20 protein-coding genes and 1 riboswitch are annotated in these 26,727 nt (G+C 67.1%); of the genes, 15 read left to right on the top strand and 5 right to left on the bottom strand.

Annotation, left to right across the window (positions count from 1 at the left end; genetic code table 11):
• The first annotated feature begins 2 nt into the window (after positions 1–2).
• From BVC93_RS02840 to BVC93_RS02805, 8 genes are all read left to right on the top strand, one after another.
• Positions 3–1,415: an NAD(P)H-quinone dehydrogenase gene (locus BVC93_RS02840; RefSeq protein ID WP_083735853.1), complete on the top strand. Its 1,413-nt coding sequence runs from the start codon at positions 3–5 to the stop codon at positions 1,413–1,415.
• 78 nt (positions 1,416–1,493) lie between these two features.
• Entirely contained in the window at positions 1,494–3,197 is a 1,704-nt protein-coding gene (locus BVC93_RS02835) for a glycerol-3-phosphate dehydrogenase/oxidase (protein ID WP_083740750.1), read from the top strand.
• A complete protein-coding gene (locus BVC93_RS02830; RefSeq protein WP_083740749.1) occupies positions 3,197–4,051 on the top strand; it encodes a pseudouridine synthase in 855 nt (284 codons plus the stop codon). Before BVC93_RS02835 ends, BVC93_RS02830 begins: the two co-directional genes overlap by 1 nt.
• Positions 4,052–4,138: 87 nt before the next feature.
• Positions 4,139–4,570 (top strand): hypothetical protein, encoded by a 432-nt coding sequence (locus BVC93_RS02825; RefSeq protein WP_083740748.1) that lies wholly within the window; start codon positions 4,139–4,141, stop codon positions 4,568–4,570.
• Positions 4,571–4,604: 34 nt separating this feature from the next.
• Positions 4,605–4,961: an RNA-binding protein gene (locus BVC93_RS02820; RefSeq protein WP_236950221.1), complete on the top strand. Its 357-nt coding sequence runs from the start codon at positions 4,605–4,607 to the stop codon at positions 4,959–4,961.
• Between the two features lie 113 nt (positions 4,962–5,074).
• Positions 5,075–5,458 carry a cupin domain-containing protein gene (locus BVC93_RS02815; RefSeq protein WP_236950220.1) on the top strand — a complete coding sequence of 128 codons (384 nt, stop codon included), beginning with the start codon at positions 5,075–5,077 and terminating at the stop codon, positions 5,456–5,458.
• A 4-nt stretch (positions 5,459–5,462) separates the two neighbouring features.
• Complete coding sequence (locus BVC93_RS02810) at positions 5,463–7,772, top strand: DUF1989 domain-containing protein (protein WP_236950219.1); 2,310 nt, start codon at positions 5,463–5,465, stop codon at positions 7,770–7,772.
• Between the two features lie 11 nt (positions 7,773–7,783).
• Positions 7,784–9,118, top strand: coding sequence for a flavin-containing monooxygenase (locus BVC93_RS02805; RefSeq protein WP_083735852.1), 1,335 nt, complete (start codon positions 7,784–7,786; stop codon positions 9,116–9,118).
• A gap of 14 nt (positions 9,119–9,132) precedes the next feature.
• Here the strand turns inward: BVC93_RS02805 and nei2 are convergent, their stop codons facing one another.
• The 3 genes from nei2 to BVC93_RS02790 all read right to left on the bottom strand — a co-directional run bounded on the left by nei2 (position 9,133) and on the right by BVC93_RS02790 (position 11,281).
• Entirely contained in the window at positions 9,133–9,885 is a 753-nt protein-coding gene (gene nei2, locus BVC93_RS02800; RefSeq protein WP_083735851.1) for an endonuclease VIII Nei2, read from the bottom strand.
• A gap of 62 nt (positions 9,886–9,947) precedes the next feature.
• Entirely contained in the window at positions 9,948–10,307 is a 360-nt protein-coding gene (locus BVC93_RS02795) for a hypothetical protein (RefSeq protein ID WP_083735850.1), read from the bottom strand.
• 365 nt (positions 10,308–10,672) lie between these two features.
• A complete protein-coding gene (locus BVC93_RS02790; RefSeq protein WP_157516749.1) occupies positions 10,673–11,281 on the bottom strand; it encodes a TetR/AcrR family transcriptional regulator in 609 nt (202 codons plus the stop codon).
• Positions 11,282–11,342: 61 nt separating this feature from the next.
• Here BVC93_RS02790 and BVC93_RS02785 point away from each other — a divergent pair, with 61 nt between their 5' ends.
• Complete coding sequence (locus tag BVC93_RS02785; RefSeq protein WP_192860170.1) at positions 11,343–12,419, top strand: ABC transporter permease; 1,077 nt, start codon at positions 11,343–11,345, stop codon at positions 12,417–12,419.
• Here the strand turns inward: BVC93_RS02785 and BVC93_RS02780 are convergent, their stop codons facing one another.
• Positions 12,420–16,973 (bottom strand): ATP-dependent helicase, encoded by a 4,554-nt coding sequence (locus BVC93_RS02780; RefSeq protein ID WP_083735847.1) that lies wholly within the window; start codon positions 16,971–16,973, stop codon positions 12,420–12,422. It lies immediately after the preceding gene.
• A 35-nt stretch (positions 16,974–17,008) separates the two neighbouring features.
• The gene (locus BVC93_RS02775) at positions 17,009–17,671 is read right to left on the bottom strand and encodes a TetR/AcrR family transcriptional regulator (protein WP_083735846.1); all 663 of its coding nucleotides are present in this window, start codon (positions 17,669–17,671) and stop codon (positions 17,009–17,011) included.
• Positions 17,672–17,724: 53 nt separating this feature from the next.
• On the opposite strand from BVC93_RS02775, the gene BVC93_RS02770 reads away from it, so the two are divergent.
• The 6 genes from BVC93_RS02770 (at position 17,725) to BVC93_RS02745 (ending at position 26,717) form a co-directional block, all read left to right on the top strand.
• Positions 17,725–19,158 (top strand): cytochrome P450, encoded by a 1,434-nt coding sequence (locus BVC93_RS02770; RefSeq protein WP_236950218.1) that lies wholly within the window; start codon positions 17,725–17,727, stop codon positions 19,156–19,158.
• Between the two features lie 32 nt (positions 19,159–19,190).
• Complete coding sequence (locus BVC93_RS02765; protein ID WP_083735845.1) at positions 19,191–19,811, top strand: DUF3887 domain-containing protein; 621 nt, start codon at positions 19,191–19,193, stop codon at positions 19,809–19,811.
• Positions 19,812–20,037: 226 nt separating this feature from the next.
• Positions 20,038–20,161, top strand: a riboswitch (cobalamin riboswitch).
• Between the two features lie 29 nt (positions 20,162–20,190).
• Positions 20,191–23,766, top strand: a complete 3,576-nt coding sequence (gene cobN / locus BVC93_RS02760; protein WP_083735844.1) for a cobaltochelatase subunit CobN — start codon at positions 20,191–20,193, stop codon at positions 23,764–23,766.
• 1 nt (position 23,767) lies between these two features.
• Positions 23,768–24,526, top strand: coding sequence for a precorrin-6A synthase (deacetylating) (cobF, locus tag BVC93_RS02755; RefSeq protein ID WP_083735843.1), 759 nt, complete (start codon positions 23,768–23,770; stop codon positions 24,524–24,526).
• On the top strand, positions 24,526–25,989 hold the full coding sequence (locus BVC93_RS02750; protein WP_083735842.1) for a cobyric acid synthase: 1,464 nt from the start codon (positions 24,526–24,528) through the stop codon (positions 25,987–25,989). The genes cobF and BVC93_RS02750 overlap by 1 nt, the downstream gene beginning before the upstream one ends.
• Positions 25,989–26,717, top strand: a complete 729-nt coding sequence (locus BVC93_RS02745) for a cobalt-precorrin-6A reductase (protein WP_083735841.1) — start codon at positions 25,989–25,991, stop codon at positions 26,715–26,717. The genes BVC93_RS02750 and BVC93_RS02745 overlap by 1 nt, the downstream gene beginning before the upstream one ends.
• The last annotated feature ends 10 nt before the right edge of the window (positions 26,718–26,727 follow it).

The raw sequence follows: 26,727 nt of genomic DNA, 5'->3' as shown, positions 1-26,727 counted from the left end.
CAGTGCCAACGCGCATCGTGATCATCGGCGGCGGCCCCGCCGGATATGAAGCAGCCCTGGTGGCCGCAGCCCGAGGCCCAGAAGTACAGGTCACCGTCGTCGACTCCGATGGACTCGGCGGCGCATGTGTGCTGTTCGACTGCGTGCCGTCGAAGACCTTCATCGCCTCCACCGGCGTGCGCACCGAGTTGCGCCGCGCCGAGGGTCTTGGTTACGACATCGGCATCGACGCCGCCAAGATCGAGCTCACCCAGATCAACAATCGGGTCAAGACGCTGGCCCGCTCCCAGTCCGCCGATATCGGCAGCCAGCTGCTGAATCTGGGCGTCACCATCATCGGTGGCCGTGGCGAGCTGGTCGACGACGTCTCCGGCATGGCGCACCACCGCATCAAGGTCACCACCGCAGATGGCAAGACCGGGGTGCTCAAAGCCGACATCGTGCTGATCGCCACCGGCGCCAGCCCGCGGGTGCTGCCCAACGCTGTGCCCGACGGCGAACGCATCCTGACCTGGCGTCAGCTCTATGACCTCGAGGAGCTGCCCGAGCATCTGATCATCGTCGGCTCGGGCGTCACCGGCGCAGAGTTCTGCAACGCCTACACCGAACTCGGGGTCGACGTCACCGTGGTCGCCAGCCGCGACCAGATCCTGCCGCACGAGGACAGCGACGCCGCGGCGGCGCTGGAGGACGTCTTCGACGAGCGTGGTGTGACGTTGGTCAAGAATGCTCGCGCCGACTCGGTGACACGCACGGAGCGCGGCGTCACCGTGAAGATGGCCGACGGCCGTGTCGTCGAGGGCAGCCACGCCCTGATGACCGTGGGCTCGATCCCCAACACCAAGGGTCTGGGTCTCGAGCGCGTCGGCGTCGAGCTCAAACCCGGTGGCTACATCCCGGTGGACCGGGTGTCGCGCACTCCGGCCTCGGGCATCTACGCCGCAGGCGACTGCACGGGACTGCTTCCGTTGGCGTCGGTCGCGGCCATGCAGGGCCGCATCGCGATGTATCACGCGCTCGGTGAGGGGGTGTCTCCGATCCGGTTGCGTACGGTGGCGTCGGCCACGTTCACCAGGCCCGAGATCGCCGCCGTCGGCATCCCGCAGACCGCGATCGACGACGGCAGCGTTCCGGCGCGCACGATCATGCTGCCGCTGAACACCAACGCTCGCGCCAAGATGAGCCTGCTGCGACACGGCTTCGTGAAGATCTTCTGCAGGCCGGCTACGGGCGTGGTGATCGGTGGTGTGGTGGTGGCCCCCATCGCCTCGGAGCTGATCCTGCCGATCGCTCTGGCCGTGCAGAACCGCATCTCGGTGACCGACCTGGCGCAGACGCTGTCGGTGTATCCATCACTGTCAGGGTCCATCGTGGAAGCGGCGCGACGGCTCATGGCGCACGACGACCTGGATTAGCCGACGTAGCCTGGACAACGTTGCGACGAGTAACGAGGAGTGCGCGTGACGGACGTCGAACTCGGCACCGGGTCGTTGATGGGTCCTGCAGAACGCCAACGAGCATGGGAGCGCCTGGGCAACGAACAATTCGATGTGGTGGTGATCGGCGGCGGCGTGGTGGGAGCCGGGGCGGCCCTGGACGCGGCCACCCGTGGCCTCAAAGTTGCCCTGGTCGAGGCGCGTGACTTCGCCTCCGGCACCTCGAGTCGGTCTTCTAAGATGTTTCACGGCGGGCTGCGCTACCTCGAGCAGCTGGAGTTCGGCCTGGTCCGCGAAGCCCTGCACGAGCGTGAGCTGTCGCTGACGACGCTGGCCCCGCACCTGGTCAAACCGCTGCCGTTTCTGTTCCCGCTGACCAACAGGGTGTGGGAGCGCCCGTATGTGGCGGCCGGGATTTTTCTCTACGACCAGTTGGGCGGCGCCAAGTCGGTGCCCGCGCAGAAACACCTGACCAAATCGGGTGCGCTGCGACTGGCACCCGGGCTCAAGCGGAGTTCTCTGATCGGGGGGATCCGCTACTACGACACCGTGGTCGACGACGCCCGCCACACCATGACGGTGGCGCGGACCGCCGCGCACTACGGTGCCGTGGTCCGCACGTCGACGCAGGTGGTGTCACTGCTGCGGGAGGGCGACCGGGTGATCGGGGTGCGGATCCGTGACTCCGAGGACGGGGCGGTCACCGAAGTACGCGGGCACGTCGTGGTCAACGCCACCGGTGTGTGGACCGACGAGATCCAGGCGCTGTCGAAGCAGCGTGGCCGGTTTCGGGTGCGCGCCTCCAAGGGCGTGCACATCGTGGTCCCGCGTGACCGGATCGTCAGCGAGGTGGCGATCATCCTGCGCACCGAGAAGTCGGTGTTGTTCGTCATCCCGTGGGGCACGCACTGGATCATCGGCACCACGGACACGGACTGGAACCTGGACCTCGCGCATCCGGCGGCCACCAAGGCAGACATCGACTACATCCTGAGCCACGTCAACACCGTGCTGGCCACCCCGTTGAGCCATGACGACATCGACGGCGTGTACGCGGGGCTGCGGCCGCTGCTGGCAGGCGAGAGCGAAGAGACCTCGAAGCTGTCCCGCGAGCATGCGGTGGCCTCACCCGCGCCCGGCCTGGTGGCCATCGCGGGCGGCAAGTACACCACGTACCGGGTGATGGCAGCCGATGCGATCGATGCCGCGGCACAGTTCATTCCGGCGCGGGTGGCGCCGTCGATCACCGAGAAGGTGCCGCTGGTAGGCGCCGACGGCTACTTCGCGCTGGTCAACCAGACCGAACACGTGGGTGCTCGTTTCGGGTTGCATCCCTATCGGGTGCGACATCTTCTGGACCGCTACGGCTCGCTGATCGACGAGGTGCTGGCACTTGCGACCGACCGGCCCGAGCTGCTGGAGCCGATCACCGAAGCGCCGGTTTATCTCAAGGTGGAGGCGGCCTACGCGGCCGCGGCCGAGGGCGCGCTGCACCTCGAGGACATCCTGGCGCGTCGCATGCGGATCTCGATCGAGTACCCGCATCGCGGTGTGGACTGTGCCCGCGAAGTGGCCGAGTTGGTGGCGCCCATCCTGGGCTGGAGCGCCGAGGACGTCGACCGCGAGGTTGCCACTTATGTCGCCCGCGTCGAAGCCGAGGTGCTGTCGCAGACCCAGCCCGACGACGCCTCCGCAGACGCGCTGCGCGCCGCCGCACCCGAGGCCCGCGCCGAGATCCTCGAACCGGTGCCTTTGACTTGATTGGACCACTGCCGGACCGGGATGGCCTGGGGCCGACGAGGATTCGGTTGCGTGGGGGAGCGGTGCTGGTGGAACTGGCCTCCCGATTCGGCGATGCCGCCGCGGCCAAGGTGCTCGGTGGTGAGGTGGTGGCCGCCGACGGTGCCGTGGTGACCGCGACAACGGTGATGGCGCCGGGAGAGTTCGTCTACCTCTACCGTGACCTGCCCGACGAGGTGGAGGTGCCGTTCGACATCCCGATCCTTTACCGCGACGACGATCTGGTGGTGGTGGACAAGCCGCACTTCTTGGCGACCATGCCCCGCGGCCGACATGTGGCCCAGACCGCCTTGGTGCGGCTGCGGCGGTCCCTGGGGATGCCCGAGCTGTCGCCGGCGCACCGGCTGGACCGGTTGACGGCAGGGGTGCTGATGTTCACCTGCCGTCGAGAGCTGCGCGGCGCGTACCAGACGCTGTTCGCGCGCGGCGAGGTGCGCAAGACCTATCTTGCTGTTGCGCAGGGGATTCCGACAGTGGAACTGCCCACGGTGCTACGAAGTCGGATCGTCAAGCACCGTGGTGTACTGCAGGCGGCGCACGAGCCGGGCGAGCACAACGCCGAGACTTTGGTGGAAAGCCTTGGTGGACAGCGGTATCGACTCTCCCCGCGCACCGGACGCACGCATCAGCTGCGGGTGCACATGTCCTCGATCGGTGTGCCTATTGTTGGTGATCCCTTGTACCCCAATGTCATCGACGTCGTTGATGGCGACTTCAGTACACCGCTGCAGCTGTTGGCGCATACGTTGGAATTCGACGACCCGTTCTCGGGGGAGCGCCGCCTCTTCACCTCGCGGCGTGCCCTTTCAGCGTGACACCCAGGGCGTCGAACGTAGCTCTTGTGCGGCATAGGCGGAAGTGGTCTTGTTAGGGGCCCTAATTGCTGAGAGAAGGATGTGGAGATGCGTACGGCACTGAGTGCGATGACGGTTCTGCTGGCTGGCGCGTTGATCGGTGCCGGTGTCGCCACCGCCGAACCTGCGCCACTCGCGCCGTCCGCCGACCAGTTGCAGGCACAGTTGCAGAAGGTCCTCGACCGGAGCCTGCCGGACTCCGAGCGTGCTGCCGAGCTGCAGGGTGGCCTGGCTGCGGTGCCCACCGCCAACAACATCGCCGGGGTCATGGACCAGTACAGCTCGATGATGTCGTGGCGGGTCCAGAACGCCTCCCTCAGTGGTGATCAGGTGAATGCGCAGCTGGCCGTGACCGTCCCGATCTTCGGCACCAAGACCCACGACATCTACTGGGTGAACTCCGACGGCGCCTGGAAGCTCAGCAATCCGTCTGCGTGCGTCATCGCCCGCGACGCTGCCGGCGTCGACTGCACGGTCTGAGAGTTTCGGGCAAAGGTGTGCACGGGCACGTGTCATGGCCGACGATATGGGCATGCTGAGCAAGCTCGGATCAGGGTGTGCCGCGTTGTTGGTTGCCGTCTCGACGTTCGGTGCGGGCGTGGTGACAGCTCCCTCGGCCGAGGCGGTCTGCGGCTCCATCGGTGGCCGGTTCGTGGATGTGAGCGGTTGTTCGGATCCGTTGTCCGAACTGAACTATCTGCCACCGCCGCCGCCTCCTCCGCCACCGCCGCCGCCGGGCGCGCCGCCGCCTCCACCTCCACCTCCGCCTCCGCCACCTCCGCCACCTCCGCCGGTGTACGTAGATCCGACGCCGAACGTGGACGTCTGTGCCAACGTGGGCAGGCGCATCAGCGTCAGCGGGTGTATCTGACGGGTGTCCTGGGGCGTCGGTAGCACATGGTTACCTGCGTTAATCTTGCGGTAACCGGCTGAGGCGTTTCCTCCTATTACTCTCTGTTTCACCACAGAGGATGAGGAGGCGACGTGACCGAGACCACCGCAGCAGCAGGCCCGACATTCCAGGTGACATCGGATTTCTGGCGTGAACTGCCGCAGATGCCGCTCGAAAAGTATCCGGGCACCGAGGGTTTCATCGACGACGTCTATGTCAATCCCGAAGGCGTTCCGATGTGTTCGGGCTACTTTGAGCTGCGCCACACCGACGCCGCGCTGGATTACTTCTACGACTACGACGAGATGAAGGTCGTTCTGGAGGGCGAGTTCCGCCTCGAGAACGTCGACACCGGTCAGGTGCAGATCGCCAAGGCCAAGGACGCCATCTTCTTCCCCAAGGGTTCGCGGATCTTGTTCTCGACGCCGGATCGTGCGCTGGCGTTCTACGTCGGATACCGCTCGTTCGCGCCGTGACGACGTGACTCTGACGGCACCTGCTCTCGAGACCTACCGGGTGCAACCCGGTTCGGTCACCGCGCTCCGGGTGTACCCCGGTGATCACCTGCACGTCATCGACAGATTCGGCCGTCAACCCGCCGAACTGACGGTACTGTCGGCCAACCCCCGGGCACTGCCCGACGCCGGCGCCGACGCGCCAGCCACTGTGGTCCGGGGGCTGTCCGCCGGGGACGACGAGCTGGGTTATGCGGCGCAACGCATTCTGACGATGTTGGCGTCCTTCGGGGTGGCACCGGAGCAGGCGCGCGCCACCCGGATGTTCGGCGGGCACACCCATGCGGGGGCGCAGGTCGATTTCGGGGTCGACGACGACGCGGTGCTGCTGCTGGCGGCCCCTGCCACCCCGATGCGCCTCGACAGCCCCGAACCCAATCCGCCGTCAGAGCTGTGGGTGCAGGTGCGCCGTGGTGACCCCACCCGGGTGGAACGGGTGGAACTGCCCGCGCCACTGGCCGAGCCGCTGCTGGATCTGCGCATCGACGCGTCCACCGCGTGTGACTACCAGGTCAAAGCAGGACAGTTCATCCAGATCATCGACGTCGAAGGCCGACAGTGCTCGGACTTCCTGGCCTTCGATGCCCGCGCCCTGCAGGACGGCCTCGAGTACGGATTGGACGCCACCACCACCCGCACGATGGTGGGCAGCGCCTATCCGAAGCCGGGTCTGTACGGGAAGTTCTTCGACCCAAGGGGCAGGGCGCTGGTGGAGGTGGTACGAGATACCGTGGGCCGGCACGACACCTTCGGATTGGCCTGCAACGCCAAGTACTACGAGGACATGGGCTATCCGGGGCACATCAACTGCACCGACAACTTCAACAATGCGCTGTCGGCCTACGGGGTGGGGCGCCGTACCGGCTGGCCCGCGCTGAATCTGTTCTACAACACTGCTTTTGATGCCCAGCATCACTTGGTGACGGACGAGCCCTGGTCGCGGGCCGGTGACTACGTACTGCTGCGCGCCACCTCGGACCTGGTGTGTGCGTCGTCGGCGTGCCCGGATGACATCGATCCGGCCAACGGCTGGGTACCCACCGATGTGCATGTGCGCGTTTATGATTCGACCAGGAGGTTCTCCGTGGCGCTGGGCCACCGCGTCACCCCGGACTCTGAGACCGTGCTGACCAAGAAGACGGCGTTCGCGCCGCGCACCGAGGGGCTGACCCGTCACTTCACCGAGTACGCCGGCTACTGGCTGCCCAGTGTCTTCAGTGCCGAGGGCGCACAGCAGGAGTACTGGGCCTGCCGTGAACGTGCTGCGGTGATGGATCTCTCGGCACTGCGCAAGTACGAAGTACTGGGCCCGGATGCCGAGGCGCTGTTGCAATGGACGCTGACCCGTGACATTCGCAGGCTCTCCCGGGGCCAGGTGGTGTACTCGGCGATGTGCAACGACACCGGCGGCATGGTGGACGACTGCACCGTCTTTCGGCTGGGTGACGACAACTTCCGGTTTGTCGGCGGTGATCCGTATGACGGGGAGTGGCTGCGTGAACAGGCCGCCGCCCGCGGTCTGGATCGGGTGTGGATCAAGGATTCCAGCGACCACCTGCACAACATCGCGGTGCAGGGTCCCGCCAGCCGCGATCTGCTGGCGGAGGTGATCTGGACTCCACCGACCCAGCCGACGCTGCGTGAGCTCGGGTGGTTCCGCTTCCTGATCGGGCGCCTAGGCGGGCCGGATGGGGCCCCGGTGCTGGTCTCCCGCACCGGCTACACCGGCGAGCTCGGCTACGAGGTGTGGGCGCATCCGAAGGACGCCCCGGCTGCCTGGGACGCGATGTGGACCGCCGGTGAGCCGCATGGGCTGGCCCCGCTGGGGCTCGATGCGCTCGAGATGCTGCGAGTGGAAGCGGGTCTGGTGGCCAAGGGCGCTGAGTTCGACGACCAGACCGACCCCTATGAGGCGGGGGTGGGATTCACGGTGCCGCTGAAATCCAAGAGCGACGATTTCCTGGGCCGCGACGCGTTGGCCGAACGCAAGGCGCACCCGCAGCGGGTGCTGGTGGGTCTGCGCCTCGAGGGCAACGAGACTGCCGGGCACGGCGACTGCGTGCACCTGGGCCGCAGCCAGGTGGGAGTGGTCACCAGTGGAGTTCGATCACCCATCCTCAGCGCCTCTATCGCCTTGTGCCGCATTGCTGTCCAGCATGCACAGCTCGGCACAGAAGTCGAGATCGGCAAGCTCGACGGCCACCAAAAACGCCTCCCGGCCACCGTCGTCCGGTTCCCGTTCTATGACCCCGACAAGATGCGACCACGCTCTTAGGAGACCTCGTTATGACCCGTACGGCGATCATCGGAGCCGGCCCCTGCGGCCTGGCGCAACTGCATGCATTCGAACTGGCGCGTGCCGGGGGTGTTGATGTGGGCGAAGTGGTGTGCTTCGAGAAGCAGAGCGACTGGGGCGGTCTGTGGAACTACTCCTGGCGCACCGGACTCGACGAGTACGGCGACCCCGCCCACGGCAGCATGTACCGCTACCTGTGGTCCAACGGCCCCAAGGAGTGTCTGGAGTTCGCCGACTACACCTTCGACGAGCACTTCGGCGCACCCATCCCGTCGTTCCCGCCGCGTGAGGTGCTGTTCGACTACATCACCGGGCGCGCCAAGAAAAGCAATGTGCGTCAGTACATCCAGTTCGACACCGCGGTGCGCCACGTCACCTTCGACGACGGTCTGTTCACCGTGACCGTGGAGGCCCTCGAGGACCGGACCTTGCACTCCGAGCAGTTCGACTTCGTGATCGTGGCCTCCGGTCACTTCTCCACCCCGCACGTGCCGGATTATCCCGGCTTTCAGACCTTTCCCGGCCGCATTCTGCACTCCCATGATTTCCGCGACGCGTGTGAATTCGCCGGCAAGAACCTGCTGGTGCTGGGTAGCAGCTACTCCGCCGAAGACATTGCGCTGCAATCCCGTAAGTACGGCGCCGCCTCGGTCACCATCGCCTACCGGCACAATCCGATGGGCTTCGGTTGGCCGGACGGGATCGACGAGGTGCCCGCCTTGGTGCACGTCGACGGGCGTACCGCGCACTTCGCCGACGGCACCACGCGTGAGGTGGATGCCATCGTGCTGTGCACCGGCTATCAGCACCACTTCCCGTTCCTGGACCCGTCGTTGAGGCTGCGCACACCCAACAACCTGTATCCGGCCGGGTTGTACAAAGGTGTGGTCTGGACGGCCAATCCGAAGTTGTTGTACCTCGGAATGCAGGATCAGTTCTACACATTCAACATGTTCGACCCGCAGGCCTTCTTCGCCCGTGACGTGGTCTTGGGCAAGGTGGCCATACCGCCGGTCGAGGTGATGACGAGCGACACCGCCCAGTGGCTGGAACGGCTGCCGACATTGACCACTCCGATCGAGATGATCGACTACCAGACCGACTATGTGCGCGACCTGATGACGTTCACCGACTACACGTCATTCGACTTGGACCTGGTGCGTGAGCACTTCGTCACCTGGGAGCACGACAAGGACGAGAGCATCACCGGCTACCGGGACAAGTCGTTCAGCTCGCCGTGTACCGGGACTCGTGCGCCGTTGCACCACACTCCGTGGTGGGACGAGATGGACGACAGCTTGGCGACGTTCCTGCGCACTCCGTGACGCCGGCGCCTGAACTAGCGTTGGCAGCTGGGACACCAGTACGAGACCCGGTCGCCGTCGGCATCCCTGGACACGGGCGTGCCGCACCGGCGGCAGGGTTCGCCACCTCGTCCGTAGACCCACAGATCCTGGTCACGTCGGGTGTTGCCGGTGGTGGTGCGGTTGACGCGCGAACGGTTGGCCCACAGCATCTTTTGCGCTCGGGTGACCAGACGGAGAGGGTCGGCGACCTCGTTGACAGCGGTGCAGGGGCGTAACCCGAACAGGAAGCACAGCTCGTTGGCGTAGACATTGCCGATGCCGGCGAGGTTGCGTTGATCCAGCAGTGCCGACGACAGTGGGCGCTGCGGATCGGACATCAGATTGGCGACGGCCGTCTCGGCTGACCAGTCGTCGCCCAGCAAGTCGGGACCGAGGTGGGCCACGGCAGACATGTCGTGGGCGCGCTCCAGTACCTCGAGGATGCCGAGGTCGATGCCGTAAGCGACGCTGTCGCCGGTGGCCAGAACGATCCGCACCTTGTGCCCGGGTCCGCGGAAGCGGCCCACTTGCCAGCTGCCGTCCATCTTGAGATGGGAGTGGATGCTGGCATCGCCCACCCTGATGAACAGGTGCTTGCCCCGGGCGAGCACCTCGTCGACCACCTGCCCACTGAGATCGACGGCGGCAAACCGTGGCACACGGACGTCACAGCGGGTCAAGGTCTTGCCCAGGAGTGCGGCACGCAGCTTCTCTGCAGTGCGGAACACGGTATCGCCCTCAGGCATGACGCCCAAAATACTCCCGGGCGCTACGTCGCCCGGGAGTATCGGTGGATGTGGTTAGCGGGTCACCAAGCGCCCATGGGCGGGTCGAACACGAACGAGCCGTTGGACTCGAGGTTGAACGGCGACGCGGTGGTGCCGGGAACCGCCATGATCGAATCGTGGAGTTCACCCTGGGCATTGACCTCGCCCATGTCCGCCGAGCGGCTCTCGCCGAGGCCGCGGGCCTCACCGATGGCTGTGGAGCGCAGCGAGTTGTCATCGATGATCAGCGCCTGCCGGCTGGTCACCTGAGGTGTCGGTGCCATTTCCTCCACTGCCGCGCTGGCGGTGGCGCTGCCGAGACTCATGAACGCTGCTGAGACGGCCAGCGAGCCGAAACCGAGCACACCCAGCGTCTTGATGCCGCTTGAGTTGATAGCCATCGAGCGTTTCCCTTTCTCCGTACAGTGAGCAGATGGTCGTCACTGCGAAAAGGACGCTACCTGCCATAACGCAGCGCTGAGTTGCCAGGAGCCGCATTCCCAACATGCTCACAGGCAGTTTCCATGAAGCGGACAGCGCACCAAAGATATTGACCCACAGGAAATTTAGAAACTCACAGGGATTTCCCAGTCAACGTCGAGTTTGATGACAACTTGGCGTGGTGCGGTAGCCCAAGTGGTGCAGCGGGTCACCAGGCGCGTCTTTCGGTGTTCGCGCTGAAAGAACTGTTGTCCAAGGCCTTTGGCGAGGGTGGCCAGGATGTCAGGGGTACTGCGGCCGGACGAAGGCCCTGATGCTGCCTGGCTCAGCTGTCGGTGCGCACCGGCGTCAGCGTTTCGAGGATGACGGCCGCCATCCGGGCGAATAGGGCGTCGCTGGTGGGTCTGGAAACACGCAAGAGTGCTGCGCCCTCGTAGAGCGCGAGAATGGCGTCTGCCAGTTCGCCGACGTCGGTGTTGATCCGGCGGCCGGTGATGGCGGCCGCGTCGGTGATCAAGGCCGCGAGCTTGGAGGTGAATCGTGCTCGGTGTGTGGCGAACTCGGCTCGAACATCGGCCTCGCGGGCGGCGTGCACGGTGAATTCGGCCAAGGCCAGAAACCACCTGTCTCCGCCGGCGCCGCTGTTGGCGGCGTAGTCGAGCAGCAACGGAACTGCGTCGACATCGGCCGGGGTGGTGTCGAGCAGGCGGCGTAATTCGCCGAGAGTCTCATCGGTCTTGCGGTCGTATACGGCCAGGAACAGCGCTTCCTTGGTGGGGAAGTTCGAGTAGAACGCTCCTCGTGTCAGGCCGGCGGAAGCGGTGATGTCGTGGATCGACGCCTGGTGGAACCCGCGGTCGAGAAACAGGGTCAGGCCGGCGTCCAGTACCGCTGCGATGGTGATCGGCCGGCGTTTTGTCGGCGACTTGGGCATGGATCCGTATAGTACAGTCTGTATCCGATACGTGGTGTATCCGTTATGGAGGGGAATGGGCATGAGCAAGCACGAACGAAGCGAATCGCTGCTCGAAGGCCTACGTGATGCGGTGTCACCGCGCACGCTGGTACTCGGTCTCGGTGTGCTGCTCCTGCAGTTCGCGTTCATCCTGTCCTACATCGGTGCCTTCCACGCTCCGACGCCGCAGCACATCCCGGTCGCGGTGGTGGCGCCTGCGCAGGCATCACAATCCGTGGTCGATCGACTCAATGCCATTGCAGGACAACCACTTGACGCCAGCGTGGCCGCCGATGAGGAAAGTGCGCGCCGTGCGCTCGGTTCCGCGGAAACATCGGCGGTGTTCCTCGTAGACCCCACTGGATCCAACGACCGGCTGCTGATCGCCTCGGCCGGTGGCACGTCGGTGTCCGGTGCCGTGGAGCAGATCTTCGACCGGGTTGCCCAGTCCGAGAACCGAACTGTCACCGTCGACGACGTGGTGCCGCTGGAATCCGGTGACGGGCGAGGGCTCAGCGGTTTCTACCTCGTCGTCGGATGGGCCGTGGGCGGCTACCTCTTCGCATCGATGCTGGGGGTCGCCAAAGGCGCTCGCCCGGCGACATTCCCGCGGGCCATCTGGCGGCTGGCCGCGACGATTCCCTACAGTCTTGCCTCAGGCATCGGCGGCGCCGTGGTGGCGGGTCCGGTACTCGGTGCGTTGACGGGGCATCTGTGGGCGCTGGCGGGAATCGGAACTCTGGTGGCGCTCGCCGCGGCGACCGTGACGATGGCGTTCCAGATGTTGTTCGGCACTTTGGGCATCGCGCTGACGGTCTTGGTGTTCGTGATCCTGGGTAATCCGTCGGCGGGCGGCGCTTACCAGCCTGCACTGTTGCCGCCGTTCTGGCGTGCACTGCACAGTTGGTTGCCCAACGGTGCGGGCACGGACGCGGTGCGCAGGATCGTCTACTTCGGCGGGGACGGCCTTGCCGGGCCGGTGTCGGTGCTGGTGGTGTGGTCGGTTGCCGGGATCCTGCTGAGCCTGGGTTCCTCGGCGCTGGTGAGTCGGCGCCGGGCCCGTGCTGTCGCCCGGCATCGCCATGATCTGCACGAGGCGCAGCTGACCCCGGCCTGATCACCGCAACCGCAGACCTCGTGGTGTCCTGCTGAAACCCGCTGCGGCAAGCGCAGCCGACACCGCCGCATGGTCGGCGCCGGGGTCCAGCACCGCGGCGCCGTTGATGCGTTCCACCAGCAGCCCGTCCACTCGGCGTTGGGTCACCAGGTCGGCGAGCACCGCGGCCGCGGCATTCAGGGCTTCGGGGTGGGCGGTGAAACTGAGCAGTGAGCGGCCACCCCGCTCCAGGAACCAGGCGAGCTCGCCGTCCACCAGCACCACCAGCGCCCCGGCTTTGCGTCCCGGCCGGTGTGCGGTGTCGGCCTCGGTGTCGCGCACCGGCCATGGCAGAGCGGCGCCGAACGGATTGGCCGGGTCAGTAGCGGCCAGGGCCACCGCGGTGCGCTCGCCGCGGTCGCCGTCGACCGAATCGGCATGTGTGCGCAGTCGGTCCACGGTGGCGGCCGTCGAGAACTGCGCACCACCCAGCGACTCCACGAAGTAGCCTCGCTGGCAGCGGCCGCTGTCCTCGAAGGCCGAGAGCACCTTGTACAGCGTGGCGAATCCGCCGGGTAGGTTCTCGCTGGCCACAGGGCCTTTGGTCAGCACGCCGTACCGGCCCAGCAGCAACTCGGCCGAGAAATGGGCGCGCAGTGTCGAATCGAGTTCGGGGGCCGGCAGTGCGGACCATCGTCCGGCCACACACGGGTCCACCGCACGGGCCTGCGGGTGGGCCACGCTGTAGCGCGACAGCCGCGGCGCGCGCCGGGTGCGGTGTGTCGCGGTGGCCGCTCTGCGGGCCCCTGGTCTGCGGCCTCCCGACAGCAGTGCCCGGACCGGAGCGAAGGTGTCGCCGGTGACCCACCCGGCCCAGATGAGTTGCCACAGAGCCTCTTTGAGCGCGTCATCTGACACGCCCGCCGTGGTGAGCTGCCGGAAGAAGAACGCGCCGTGCGCGTCCCCGGGGCGGCCGAGGAGGTCCAGCAGTCCGGTGTGGACATCGGTGAGGTCGATGTCGGTCGGCGCGGCCAGTGTCAGGGGTGCGGTATCGGCGGTGTGGAAGGCCACCCAGCCGTCACCGCCGGCCAGGGCACCGGCACCGGACCACAGCACCTCACCGGACGCCAACAGCTCGTCGAGCAGCGCCGGTGTGTACCCGCGAACCCGCTGCCCGAAGATCAACGGTTCGATGGCCGAAGCCGGCATGGGCACTCCGGAGAGCTGTTCGATCACCGACGCCAGCCCGTCGATGCCCGAGGCTGCACCCAGCTGCTGCCACTCCGGCAGGAACCGGGCGTAGGCCGCGGTGCTGACCGGTTCGACCTGGGCCCGCAGCGCCGCCAGTGACCGGCGCCGCAGGATCCGCAGCACCTCGGCGTCACACCACTGGTCACCGCCGACAGTGCTTGTGGTGTCGATGAATTCGCCACGCACCAGCTTGCCGTCCACGGCGAGACGGCCCAGCACGTCGGCCGCCACCCGCAGTCCCAACCCGAACCGGGCAGCGGCATCGGCGGTGGTGAACGGGCCATGGGTGCGGGCATAACGACTCAACAGCTCGCCCAGCGGATCCTTCACCGACTCGGTGAAGGTGGCGGGTACACCCACCGGCACCGCGACGCCCACCCCGTCGCGCAAGCGGCCGATGTCCTCGATGGACACCCACCACGACTGGTCGGCGAAGGCCACCGGCAGCACCCGCTTGGACTCGTACAGTCCGTCCAGCCAGCCGCTGACGTCGTCGACGGTACTGCGCTGCGCAGCTTCGGATTCGGTGAGCGGACCGAGGAGCCGCAGCAGATCCGCCAGACCCTCGGCGTCTCGCGCCGCCCGCTCCGCGGTGAGGTGTTGCAGCTGGCGACCTGTGGAGGTGATGACCTCGGCGTCCAGCAGCTCACGCAGCTCGACCCGGCCGAGCAGTTCAGCAAGCAGGGTGGAATCCAGCGAGAGAGCAGCCGCGCGCCGTTCGGCCAGCGGGCTGTCACCTTCGTACATGAACGCACCGACGTAGCCGAACAGCAGCGACGCCGCGAACGGCGACGGCATGGCCGTCTCCACCTCCACGACCTTGACGCGGCGCTGCGAGATCCGGGCCATCAGATCTGTGAGCATCGGGACGTCGTAGACATCCTGCAGGCACTCCCGGACAGCTTCGAGCACGATGGGGAAGTCGGGATACTTGCGTGCCACGTCGAGCAGCTGGGCGGCCCGTTGGCGCTGATGCCACAACGGCGATCGTTTGCCTGGATGGCGCCGGGGCAACAACAGCGCCCGCGCAGCACACTCGCGGAACCGGGACGCAAACAGTGCCGAACCACCGACCTCGGCGGTGACCAGGGGTTCGATCTCGTCGGCGTCGAAGACGAAAAGATCAGCACCGGGGGCAGTTTCGTCGGTATCGGGTAGTCGCAGGATGATGCCGTCATCGGAGGCGGTGGGCTTTTCGTCGATGCCGAACCGCTCGTAGAGCCGCTTGCCGATGGCCAGCGCCAGGGGGCCGTGCACCCGCAGGCCGTAGGGGGAGTGCAGCACCACCCGCCAGTCGCCGAGCTCATCGCGGAACCGTTCGACCACCAGCGTGGTGTCGGTGGGCACGGTGCCGGTGGCTTGCTTCTGGTCGTCCAGCAGCCGCCACAGGTTGTCGACGGCATACTCGTCGAATCCGATGGTGGCGCACCGCTCTTCGAACCCGGCGCGGTCCATGCGCGCCAACTCGCCGGTGAAGGCGCCCACGGCGGCCCCCAGCTCAGCGGGGCGGCCCACTGCGTCGCCGCGCCAGAACGGCAACCGTGCCGGCTCGCCGGGGGCCGGGATGACCAGCACCCGGTCATGGGTGATCTCGGTGATACGCCAACTGGTGGCGCCCAGGGAGATGACATCCCCGGGTCGGGACTCGTAGACCATCTCCTCGTCGAGTTCGCCTACCCGCGACGGCTTTTCGGAATCCACACTGGATGCCAGGTACACCGTGAACAGGCCGCGGTCGGGAATGGCGCCGCCGGACGTGACGGCCAACCGCTGGGCGCCGGGGCGGGCGGTGACGGTGCCGGTGTCACGGTCGTAGACGACGCGAGGACGTAGCTCGGCGAAATCGGTGGAGGGATACTTGCCGGACAGCAGGTCCAAAGTGGCCTCGAAGGCGCTGCGCGGCAGCGTCGCGAACGGGGCGCTGCGGCGCACCGTGTCGAACCACGCGTCGGCGTTCAGCGGCTCCAGCGCACACGCGGCCACGGTGTGCTGGGCCAGCACGTCGAGGGGGTTGGCGGGTACGTGCATGGTCTCGATCTGTCCGGCGAGCATGCGTTGTACCGACACCGCACAACCGATCAGATCGGTGCGGTGTTTGGGGAACAGCACGCCGTGCGAGATCTCACCGACCTGGTGCCCGGCGCGGCCGATGCGCTGCAGGCCGCTGGCCACCGACGGCGGCGTCTCCACCTGGATCACCAGGTCCACCGAGCCCATGTCGATCCCGAGTTCGAGGCTCGACGTCGCCACCACCGCCTTGAGGCGTCCGCTCTTGAGTGCGTCCTCGACGTCGGCGCGCGCCTCTTTGCTGACCGAACCGTGGTGTGCGCGGGCCAGCACCGGCTCGGCCCCGTAGCTCTGACCGCTGCCCATGATGTGGGCGGGCGGGCCGCCGGGTACGCCGGGATTGCGGTCCTGGGAGAGCTGCACGCCCGTTCGTTCGGCGTGGATCTCGTTGAGCCGGGCCGTGAGCCGCTCGGCGAGGCGGCGGCTGTTGGCGAACACGATGGACGACCGGTGGGTCTCGATGAGGTCGACGATGCGTTCTTCGACGTCCGGCCAGATGCTGTTGTTCTCCAAGTTGGCCATGTCCGGCACCGGTACCTGCACCGTCAGCTCGAACGTCTTGGCTGCCGGCGGTGACACGATGGTGCACGGGGCGGGCCCGGAGAGAAACCGGGCCACCTCCTCGGCCGGCCGCACGGTGGCCGACAGCCCGATGCGCTGGGCGGGTGTGTCGAGCAGGGCGTCGAGCCGCTCCAACGACAGCGACAGGTGTGCGCCGCGTTTGGTGTTGGCGACGGCGTGCACCTCGTCAACGATCACCGTCTGCACTCCGGCCAGCGTCTCCCGCGCCGCCGAGGTCAACATCAGAAACAGTGACTCCGGGGTGGTGATCAGGATATCGGGTGGCTTGGTGATCAGTTCGCGGCGCTTGGCCGGCGTGGTGTCGCCGGAGCGCACGCCGACGCTGATCTGCGGCGGCACCGCGCCCTCACGTTCGGCGACGCGGCTGATGCCGGTGAGCGGGGTGCGTAGGTTGCGTTCGACGTCGACAGCCAGCGCTTTCAGTGGTGAGACGTAGAGGACGCGGGTGCCGGGCTTGCGGTCCAGGTCCACAGGGCCGGTGAGCTGGTCGATGGCCCACAGGAATGCCGCGAGTGTCTTGCCGGAGCCGGTGGGGGCGATGACAAGGGTGTTGTCGCCATCGGCGATGGCCTTCCAGGCCTGTGCCTGCGCCGGCGTGGGTTCGACGAAGGTGCCCGCGAACCACTGCCGCGTCAGCGAGCTGAAGCGGGAGAGAGGATCGGTCTTGCGGGCCATGCCACCATGGTGCCCCTGGGCACCGACAAGGTAACTCAGCGGTTGTCGATGGCCTCGCTGAGCTGGGCCGGAATGCCCGGAACCCGAGCCACCGCGTCGAGCAGCGCGTGCGCGCTGGCCTGCGCGATCTGCCGGGCGTCCAGCGAAGGGTCGATGATCCGCTGCCTGCACATCTCCAAGGTGAACGCCAGCCACCCGTAGACCGTGACCCGCAGGTCCCGCTCCACCTTCGAGTCGAGCTCGAATGGGACGATGGCACGCATCTCGTCCACTATGCGCTGCATCTGGCGGTTGTTGTCGGCGTCGTCGATGCCCACCAGCATCGGATCGGTGCGGCCCGGCCCGATGTAGGCGGCCCACGACCCGTGCGGGTACTGCTCGTGGTACTCGACGTAGGCCAGCACCCCGATACACACCCGCTCGAACAGGGTCTGCCCGGGAACGGCCGCTGTGCTGGTGGCTTCGAACAACCGCTCGGCCTCGGCGCGGACCACCTCGGCGAAGAACGCGCGCTTGTCCGGGAAGTAGTGGTACATCAGAGCGCGGGAGACGCCGGCCAGCTCAGCGATCTCGTCGATGCGGACGTCGTCGTAGGGCCGCTCGCCGAACACCTTGGCGCCCAAGGCCAACAGTTCGGTTCGCCGGTCGTCGGGAGACAGTCTTCTGCGCGACGGGCGGGCGCCGGACCGTTCAGACATGCTGGGATACTATCTGACATACGTACAATAACGACAGCGGCGGAGGTGCGAGCGTGGCGGTGATCGTCGGCGGAGTCAGCAGTGGCAGTGCGCTGCGGGACCGCCGGATTCCACACCCTCCGCGCCGGGTCCCGCTGCTGGGGGACATCTTCAGCTTCCGGGGCAGCGAGCCCGCCCAGTCGGTGGCCGATCTGGCCGCCCAATTGGGTCCGCTGTTCGAATTCGCCTTCCTGGGGGCACGATACGTGGTGGCCGCCGGCGCGGAAGTGGTCACCGAACTCAATGACGAGAGCCGGTTCTGCAAGCACCTCGGGCCGGACATGGTGGCGCTGCGGGTGGTCGGTGGGGACGGGTTGTTCACCGCTGACAACGACGAACCCAACTGGCGCAAGGCCCATCAGCTGCTGATGCCTGCCTTCTCTCAGGCGGCGATGCGGCGCTACCACCCGACGATGCTGGCCGCCGCGACCGAACTGACCGATGCCTGGGACACCGCCTGCGAGAACGGAGCCTGCGTCGACGTCTCCGCCGACACCACCCGCGTCACGCTGGAGACCATCGGCCGGTGTGCGGCGGGCTACTCGTTCGGCGCGTTTCAGTCGGACCGTCCCCACCCCTTCGTGGAGAACATGGTCGAGGCGCTGGTGGGTTCGGACCGCCTCGGGGTGTTCCGGGCGACCTTCCTGCCGAAGTTCGTCGGTGACCGCTATGAACGCAAAGTCAGGCGCCACGCCGCCCAGATGCACCGGGTGGCCGACGAGATCATCGCCGGGCGCAGAAGCGAAGGGCTGGGTCACCATGACGACCTACTGGAGATCATGCTGGCCCCCGATGCCCCGCTCGACGAGGCCAACATCCGCTACCAGCTGATCAACTTCCTGGTTGCTGGGCATGAAACCACTTCGGGTGCACTGTCTTTCGCGATCTACTTTCTTTCGACGCATCCTGAGGTGTTTGCGCGGGCCCGCCACGAAGTGGATCGGGTGTGGGGTGAGGCCGATGAGCCCGACTTCGAGCAGATCGCCAAACTGAGATACGTCCGCCGAGTGCTCGACGAATCGCTGCGGTTGCAACCCACGGTGCCTGCGTACTATCGGGCGGCGCGTGAGGACACCGTGCTGGCGGGCCGGTACAGGATGCGCAAGGGGGAGTGGGCCCTGGCGTTGACGACGACGTTGCACCGCGATCCGCGTTGGAGTGGACCGGGTTTGGCCACGGTGGACGAGTTCGACCCGGATCGCTTTGCGCCGGTACATCTTCGGTCCCGGCCCGCCCAACTGTACAAGCCGTTCGGCACCGGTGAGCGGGCGTGCATAGGACGGCAGTTCGCGTTGCACGAGGCCGTGCTGGTACTCGGCACGCTGATCCGGCGCTACGACCTGGTGGCCGACCCCGGCTACACGCTCACAGTGGCTGAGCGGCTGACGCTGATGCCGAAGGGTTTCCGGTTGGGGCTCCGGCGGCGAGTTCTGTCAAGAAAATATTGACGAATGGCCGGAAGTCAATCTAATCTTGACGTATGTCCGCTTCCTTTACCGCGACGGGCCAGCAGCTCCACCGCCAGCTCGGTCAGATCCTGGCTGCGCCCGTATTGCGTGACGACAACGATCCGCTCGAGTTGGTGCGCGCGGCGCACGATGTCCAGGGCATGGCGGAGGCGTTGCTGGCCGCAGCTGTGCTCCAGGCACGAGACGAGGGCCGGACATGGCAGGAGATCGGCGGAGTGCTGGGTGTCTCGCGCCAAGCCGCTTTCCAGCGCTACGGCAAGCCGATCGATCCGAGAACGGGAGAAACCATGAACACCACTGCTCTTGCCGGAGCCGACGAACTGGCCGCCGCGGTCATCGACGATCTCGCTGGAGTCCGCTGGGCCGATGTCAGCGCTCGCTTCGATGCCACGATGCGCGAACGCCTCTCCGAGGAGGGGCTGGCCGAGGCCTGGGTGCACATCGTGGGGTTGGCCGGGGCGTACGAGAGTCGGGGCAAGACCGATGTCATGCGGGCCGGGGACTTCACGGTCACCAACACGCCATTGGCTTTCGAGGCCGGTGATTATGTCGCTCGCATCACCTTCCGGGACGACCGGACGATTGCCGGGTTGTTCCTCCTCGACGCTGATGCGGCCCAAGCGCACCAGTAGCGTGAACACGACAGTTGCCACCAGGGGCCTGCCATGAACCTGCGCCCGTGCACACGTCTTTCCCGTTGAAAGACTCCATCATTCAGATTCCGCCGGCTCCCGGAGTTGACGACCTCGGTTCGGAGAGTGTGAGGGGTTTGGAGATCGGGAAGCGATGCCGGGCGGTGGCCGCCGGGTGTCGGGTGCGTGGTGGCGATGTCCTGGCGTCCTCTCCGGGGGACACCTACACTAAGCTGATTCCCGCACACCTCGTGGAACAGGAACCCGGTGCGAATCCGGGGCGGTTGCGCCACTGTGAGATTCCGTTTACGGGGTCCCAGCCAGACACTGGCCACGAGGATCCACAGTTGAGGGGCGCCAACCCCCGGGGAGATCGATCATGCCTGATGACGTGACCCGTATTGCTTTGTTGTCCACCTCGGACACCGATCTGCTCTCGGCCCGCGCCAGCGGAGCGGCGTACAGCCTCGGCAACCCGGCGCGCCAGCCGTTGGAGCCGGTGCTCGACGGCGCCGACGTGGTGGTGATGCGGGTGCTGGGGTCCTCCGACGAGATCCGCGCCGAACTGGAGACCCTGCGGGCCAGCGGCCTGCCGATGGTGATCCTCGGCGGGGAGCGCCAGCCCAGCCCCGAGCTGATGGAGAACTCGACGGTGCCCATTGGGCTGGCGGCCCAGGCCCACGTCTATCTCGCCGAAGGCGGCCCGGCCAATCTCGGGCAACTTCACGCATTCCTCTGCGACACCGTGCTGCTCGGCGGCGACGGCTTCGAACCGCCCGCCGTGATCCCGGACTGGGGCTACGCCGACCGCCCTGCGCAGGCCGACGGCAAATCGAGAGTGGGCATCCTCTACTACCGGGCCCACGAGATCAGCGGCAACGCCGGGTTCGCGCACGCACTGGCCGACGCCATCGACGCCACCGGCGAGGCCGTGGGCGTCCCACTCTTCGCGTCGTCGCTGCGCAGCGCGCCCGAGGAACTCTACGAGGCGTTCTCCACGTTGGACGCGCTGATCGTCACCGTGCTCGCCGCTGGCGGATCCAGGCCCGCCGGCGTCAGCGCCGGCGGCGACGACGGGTCCTGGGACATCGAGCGGCTGGCCGCCCTGGACATCCCGGTGCTGCAGGGCCTGTGTCTCACCTCGTCTCAGCAGGACTGGGAGGCCAACGACGACGGCGTGACCCCACTGGACTCGGCGAACCAGATCGCCATCCCGGAGTTCGACGGCAGGGTGATCACGGCGCCGTTCTCGTTCAAGGAGATCGACGAGGACGGCCTGCCGCACTACGTCGCCGACGCCGAACGCTGCGCGCGGGTGGCCGGTATCGCCGTCAACCATGCCCGGCTGCGCCGGGTTCCCAACGGCGACAAGAAGCTTGCTCTGGTCCTCTCGGCGTATCCCACCAAGCATTCCCGGGTCGGAAACGCCGTGGGTCTGGACACCCCGGCCTCGACCGTGCGCCTGCTGCACCGACTGGCTGCGGCGGGGTACGACGTGGGTGACGGTTTCGGCGTGCTCGGAATCGACGACGAGACCGAGGCCGGTGACAAGCTGATCCACACCTTGATCGCCGCGGGTGGGCAGGACGAGGAATGGCTCACCACAGCCCAACTCACCGACGCGCATGTGACGGTCAGTGCCCAGCAGTACGCCGCGTGGACCGCGGACCTGCCCGCGGGTCTGCGCGGGGAGATGGAGCAGGCGTGGGGCCCGGCGCCCGGCAAACTGTTCGTCAACGATGCCGGTGACATCGTGCTGGCCGCGTTGCGGGCAGGCAACATCGTGCTGATGATCCAGCCGCCCCGCGGTTTCGGCGAGAACCCGGTGGCCATCTACCACGATCCCGATATGGCGCCGAGTCATCACTACCTGGCTGCATACCGTTGGCTGGAGCAGGGTTTCGGTGCGCACGCGGTGGTACACCTGGGTAAGCACGGGTCCCTGGAATGGCTACCCGGCAAGAACGCCGCGCTCTCGGCTGACTGCGCCACCGACGCCACCATCGGCAGCCTGCCGCTGATCTACCCGTTCCTGGTCAACGACCCCGGTGAGGGCGCGCAGGCCAAGCGTCGCGCACACGCCACCATCGTCGATCACCTGATTCCGCCGATGGCTCGCGCCGAGACCTACGGCGACATCGCGCGACTGGAACAGCTTCTCGACGAGTACGGCAACATCGCCTCGATGGACCCGGCCAAACTACCGGCCATCCGAGGTGAGATCTGGAATCTCATGCGCGCTGCCGAGATGCACCGCGACCTCGGCCTCGATGACCGTCCGGAAGACGAAGAGTTCGACGACTTCCTGCTGCACGTCGACGGATGGCTGTGTGAGATCAAGGACGCCCAGATCCGCGACGGCCTGCACGTGCTCGGCGGCGCTCCCGTCGGGCCGGCGCGGGTCAACCTGGTGCTGGCGATTCTGCGGGCCGCCCAGGTGTGGGGTGGCCGCGACCACGCCGTGCCGGGGCTGCGCGCCGCGCTCGGTCTGAAAGAGGACGCCGAGACAGCCGCTGTCGACGAGATCGAGACCCGCGCCCGCGGACTCGTCGAAGCCATGGACGCCGCCGGCTGGGATGCCGCCGTCGCGACCACTCTGCACGACGACCCCGAGGTGCAGTCGGTGCTGCGGTTCGCCGCTACCGAGGTGGTGCCCCGGTTGGCGGGCACCGTCGGTGAGCTCGACGCCGTACTGCACGCTCTCTCAGGTGGATTCGTGCGCCCCGGACCTTCTGGATCGCCGCTGCGCGGTTTGGTGAACGTGTTGCCGACGGGCCGCAACTTCTACACCGTCGATCCCCGCGCGGTGCCGTCACGCCTGGCCTGGCAGACCGGCCAGGCGATGGCCGAATCGCTGGTGGCTCGTTACCTCGACGACACCGGTGCCTATCCGGAGTCGGTGGGTCTGTCGGTGTGGGGCACCAGCGCCATGCGTACCTCCGGTGACGACGTGGCCGAAGTGCTTGCGCTGCTGGGTGTTCGACCGGAATGGGACGAGGCCTCGCGACGGGTCAGCCGGCTGGAGATCATGTCCCTGCAGGAACTCGGCCGACCGCGCATCGATGTGACGGTCCGGATCTCCGGGTTCTTCCGCGACGCCTTTCCGCATGTGGTGGCGATGCTCGACGACGCCGTACGCATGGTCGCCGCACTCGACGAGCCGGACGAGCAGAACTTCGTCGCGGCCCACGCGCGCGCCGATATGGCTGATCACGGCGACGAACGCAGGTCTACCACAAGAATTTTCGGATCAAAACCGGGTTCGTATGGCGCCGGTATCCTGCAGGTGATCGAGGCCGGCACCTGGCGTGACGACAAAGACCTGGCCGAGGTGTACACCGCGTGGGGCGGGTTCGCCTACGGTCGTGGTCTCGACGGGGTGGCCGCCGCCGATGACATGCGCACCAACTATTCGCGCATCAAGGTGGCAGCCAAGAACATCGACACCCGCGAACACGACATTGCCGACAGCGATGACTACTTCCAGTACCACGGCGGCATGGTGGCCACCATTCGTGCGCTCACCGGTTCCGATCCCAAGGCCTACGTGGGGGATTCCACGACACCGGATGCGGTGCGCACCCGGACCCTGGCCGAGGAGACCGCTCGGGTTTTCCGGTCCCGGGTGGTGAACCCCCGCTGGATCTCCGCCATGCGAAAGCACGGGTACAAGGGCGCCTTCGAGCTTGCCGCCACGGTCGACTACCTGTTCGGTTTCGACGCCACCGCCGGGGTGGTGCACGACTGGATGTACGAGAAGCTCGCAAGCGAGTACGTGCTGGATCCGACGAACCGTGAATTCCTGGACAAATCCAACCCATGGGCGCTGCAGGGCATCGTCGAGCGACTGCAGGAAGCGGCCGACCGGGGGCTGTGGGCCGAGCCCTCACCGGAGACGCTGGCGGCGCTGCAGCAGGCCTACCTGGAGGTCGAAGGCGACCTCGAGGACCGCTGAGATGATCACCCTACGGATTCTCGGGGTCGGAATGGGACCCCAGCACATCACGGCCGAGGTCGCCGCGGCGCTGCAATCGGTCGACTACGTGCTGGCCGCCGACAAGAGCGACGGCTCAGGGAACGACCGAGACGGCCTGCTGGCGCTGCGGCGCGAAATCCTCGCGGCGTACGGCGGCGCACCCGTGGTCGCGGTTCGCGATCCCGAACGAGACCGCTCCGCGGAGCTGAGCACCACTGGTTATGAAGGCGCCGTGGCGGATTGGCACACCGCACGGGCGCAGCGGTATGCCGAGATCCTGCGTGAGCGCGGAGGAACGGCGGCGTTCCTGGTCTGGGGTGATCCGTCGCTGTACGACTCGACGATTCGGATCGCCGAGTTGGTGCGTGAACTCGGGGTTCCGGTGGACATCGAGGTGCTGCCGGGAATCAGTGCTCCACAGCTGTTGGCGGCCCGGCACCGGATCGTGTTGCACGAGGTGGGTCGTCCGGTGCACATCACCACCGGCAGACGGCTGCAGGAGGCGGTGGCGTCCGGCCAGGACAACATCGTCGCGATGCTCAATCCGCCACCCGAACGGCTCGACCTGTCCGGTCTGCAGGACTGGATGTTCTGGTGGGGCGCCAATCTCGGCGCTCCCGGTGAACGGCTGATCAGCGGACGCCTCGGCGAGGTGTACCCCGCGATGGTCGCGGCACGGGAGGCGGCGAAAGCCGACGCCGGCTGGGTGATGGATCTGTTCCTGCTGAGGAAGAACTGATGCCGGGGATCTTGGTGGCCGGCACCACCAGCGACGCGGGCAAGAGTGTGGTCACCACCGGGCTGTGCCGGGCGCTGGCCCACCGCGGTGTCAAAGTTGCTCCGTACAAGGCGCAGAACATGTCGAACAACTCGATGGTCTGCGGGCAAGGCGTGGAAATAGGCCGGGCGCAATGGGTTCAGGCCCTGGCAGCCGGCGCCGAGCCCGAGGCGGCGATGAACCCGGTGCTGCTCAAACCCGGCAGCGACCGTCGCAGCCATGTGGTGCTGATGGGGCAACCCTGGGGCGAGGTGTCGTCGTCGGACTGGCTCGACGGCCGGCGTGCCCTGGCCACCGCCGCACACCAAGCGTTCGACGACCTGGCCGCGAGGTTCGACGTGGTGGTAGCCGAAGGCGCCGGCAGTCCCGCCGAGATCAACTTGCGCGCAGGCGATTACGTCAACATGGGATTGGCCCGCCACGCCGGGTTGCCCACCGTGGTGGTGGGCGACATCGACCGCGGTGGGGTGTTTGCCGCGTTCCTCGGTTCGGTTGCGCTGCTCTCACCCGAGGACCAGGCGCTGGTGACCGGTTTCATCGTGAACAAGTTCCGCGGCGATCTCGACCTGCTGGCGCCCGGCCTGCGTGATCTGGAACGGGTGACCGGTCGCCGCGTATACGGCACCTTGCCCTGGCATCCCGACCTCTGGCTCGATTCCGAGGACGCACTGGATCTCGAAGGCCGCCGGTCCCCGGGCGACGGCGCCCGCCGAGTGGCCGTGATCCGGCTGCCCCGGGTCAGCAACTTCACCGACGTCGACGCACTCGGTCTGGAACCCGATCTGGACGTCGTGTTCGTCTCGGATCCCAGGTCGCTCGGCGATGCGGACCTGGTGGTGCTGCCGGGAACTCGCGCCACCATCGCCGACCTGGCGTGGTTGCGGTCCCGGGGTCTGGATCACGCCATCACCGCCCACGTCGAGGCAGGCAAGCCGCTGCTGGGCATCTGTGGGGGCTTCCAGATGCTCGGTCGGATGATTCGCGACCCGCACGGTATCGAGGGCCAACCCGCCGAGGTTCCCGGCCTGGGCCTGTTGGAGATAGAGACGACTTTCGCCGCGGCGAAAGTGCTGCGCCTGCCCCACGGCACCGGACTCGGTGTGCCGGCGTCGGGCTACGAAATCCACCACGGGCGCATCACCCGCGGCCACGACGTCGATGACTTCCTCGGCGGCGCACGGGCCGGGCACGTGTTCGGAACCATGTGGCACGGCTCGCTGGAAGGTGATGAGCTGCGCGCGGAGTTTCTGCGCGAGACGCTGGGACTGGCGCCGTCCGGGGTGAGCTTCCCCGCTGCGCGGCAACGCCGCCTCGACCTGTTGGGGCAGTTGGTCGAACAGCACCTCGACGTCGACGCGCTCCTGGCGCTGGTGGCGGACGGCGCCCCCGGCGATCTTCCGTTCCTTGCGCCGGGAGCGCCGTGATGAGGCTGCTGCTGCTCGGCGGAACCGCCGAAGCTCGGGCGCTGGCCGCCGACCTGGTGGCTGACGGGATCGACGTGATGAGTTCGTTGGCCGGCCGCGTGGCTCGGCCACGGATGCCGGTGGGCCCCGTCCGCGTCGGCGGATTCGGCGGGGTGGATGGGTTGTGCAGCGTCCTGGCCGAGTACGACGCCGTGGTGGATGCCACCCACCCCTTTGCGCTCACCATGTCGCAGAACGCCGTCGCCGCCTGTGCGGCCACCCAGCGTCCGCTGCTGCGGCTGCAGCGCCCGGGCTGGTCCGATCGTGCGAAACCATCCTGGCACTGGGTGGACTCGCATGACCAGGCCGCTGTCTGCACCGCCGCTCTGGGGCGGCGGCCCGTCCTGACCATCGGACGACAGCAGCTCGCGCGGTTCATCCCGGCACTACGGGATCTGGAGGTACTGGCGCGGGTGGTCGACGACCCGGACGTGGAGCTGCCCGAGCGGTGGCGGCTGCGGAATGACCGCGGTCCGTACGCGTTGCCGGGGGAGCTGGCCCTGCTGCGCGAACACCAGGCCGACGTGCTGGTCACCAAGGACTCCGGCGGTGAATACACCTGGCCCAAGATGGCGGCGGCCGACGAACTCGGCGTGCCGGTGGTGATCGTCGCTCGCCCGCAGATCCCGGCCGGTGTCGCCGCGGTGTCCAGCGTGGAAGATGCCGTTGCGTGGGTGCGGGCGCTGTGACGTGGCTGCC

Source organism: Mycobacterium sp. MS1601 (assembly GCF_001984215.1).
GTDB lineage: Bacteria > Actinomycetota > Actinomycetes > Mycobacteriales > Mycobacteriaceae > Mycobacterium.
Note: the sequence above shows the minus strand (reverse complement) of the source record. Positions and strands in the feature narration are given on the sequence as shown.

What these genes read in the sequence shown, in the direction of transcription:
- BVC93_RS02750 (WP_083735842.1), top strand. Translation starts at nt 24,526, where the DNA reads ATGCCGGGGATCTTGGTGGCCGGCACCACCAGCGACGCGGGCAAGAGT.
- nei2 (WP_083735851.1), bottom strand. Translation starts at nt 9,885, where the DNA reads ATGCCTGAGGGCGATACCGTGTTCCGCACTGCAGAGAAGCTGCGTGCC.
- BVC93_RS02775 (WP_083735846.1), bottom strand. Translation starts at nt 17,671, where the DNA reads ATGTCTGAACGGTCCGGCGCCCGCCCGTCGCGCAGAAGACTGTCTCCC.
- BVC93_RS02780 (WP_083735847.1), bottom strand. Translation starts at nt 16,973, where the DNA reads ATGGCCCGCAAGACCGATCCTCTCTCCCGCTTCAGCTCGCTGACGCGG.
- BVC93_RS02820 (WP_236950221.1), top strand. Translation starts at nt 4,605, where the DNA reads ATGGCCGACGATATGGGCATGCTGAGCAAGCTCGGATCAGGGTGTGCC.
- cobN (WP_083735844.1), top strand. Translation starts at nt 20,191, where the DNA reads ATGCCTGATGACGTGACCCGTATTGCTTTGTTGTCCACCTCGGACACC.
- BVC93_RS02745 (WP_083735841.1), top strand. Translation starts at nt 25,989, where the DNA reads ATGAGGCTGCTGCTGCTCGGCGGAACCGCCGAAGCTCGGGCGCTGGCC.
- BVC93_RS02835 (WP_083740750.1), top strand. Translation starts at nt 1,494, where the DNA reads ATGGGTCCTGCAGAACGCCAACGAGCATGGGAGCGCCTGGGCAACGAA.
- BVC93_RS02805 (WP_083735852.1), top strand. Translation starts at nt 7,784, where the DNA reads ATGACCCGTACGGCGATCATCGGAGCCGGCCCCTGCGGCCTGGCGCAA.
- BVC93_RS02795 (WP_083735850.1), bottom strand. Translation starts at nt 10,307, where the DNA reads ATGGCTATCAACTCAAGCGGCATCAAGACGCTGGGTGTGCTCGGTTTC.
- BVC93_RS02785 (WP_192860170.1), top strand. Translation starts at nt 11,343, where the DNA reads ATGAGCAAGCACGAACGAAGCGAATCGCTGCTCGAAGGCCTACGTGAT.
- BVC93_RS02765 (WP_083735845.1), top strand. Translation starts at nt 19,191, where the DNA reads ATGTCCGCTTCCTTTACCGCGACGGGCCAGCAGCTCCACCGCCAGCTC.
- BVC93_RS02825 (WP_083740748.1), top strand. Translation starts at nt 4,139, where the DNA reads ATGCGTACGGCACTGAGTGCGATGACGGTTCTGCTGGCTGGCGCGTTG.
- cobF (WP_083735843.1), top strand. Translation starts at nt 23,768, where the DNA reads ATGATCACCCTACGGATTCTCGGGGTCGGAATGGGACCCCAGCACATC.
- BVC93_RS02790 (WP_157516749.1), bottom strand. Translation starts at nt 11,281, where the DNA reads ATGCCCAAGTCGCCGACAAAACGCCGGCCGATCACCATCGCAGCGGTA.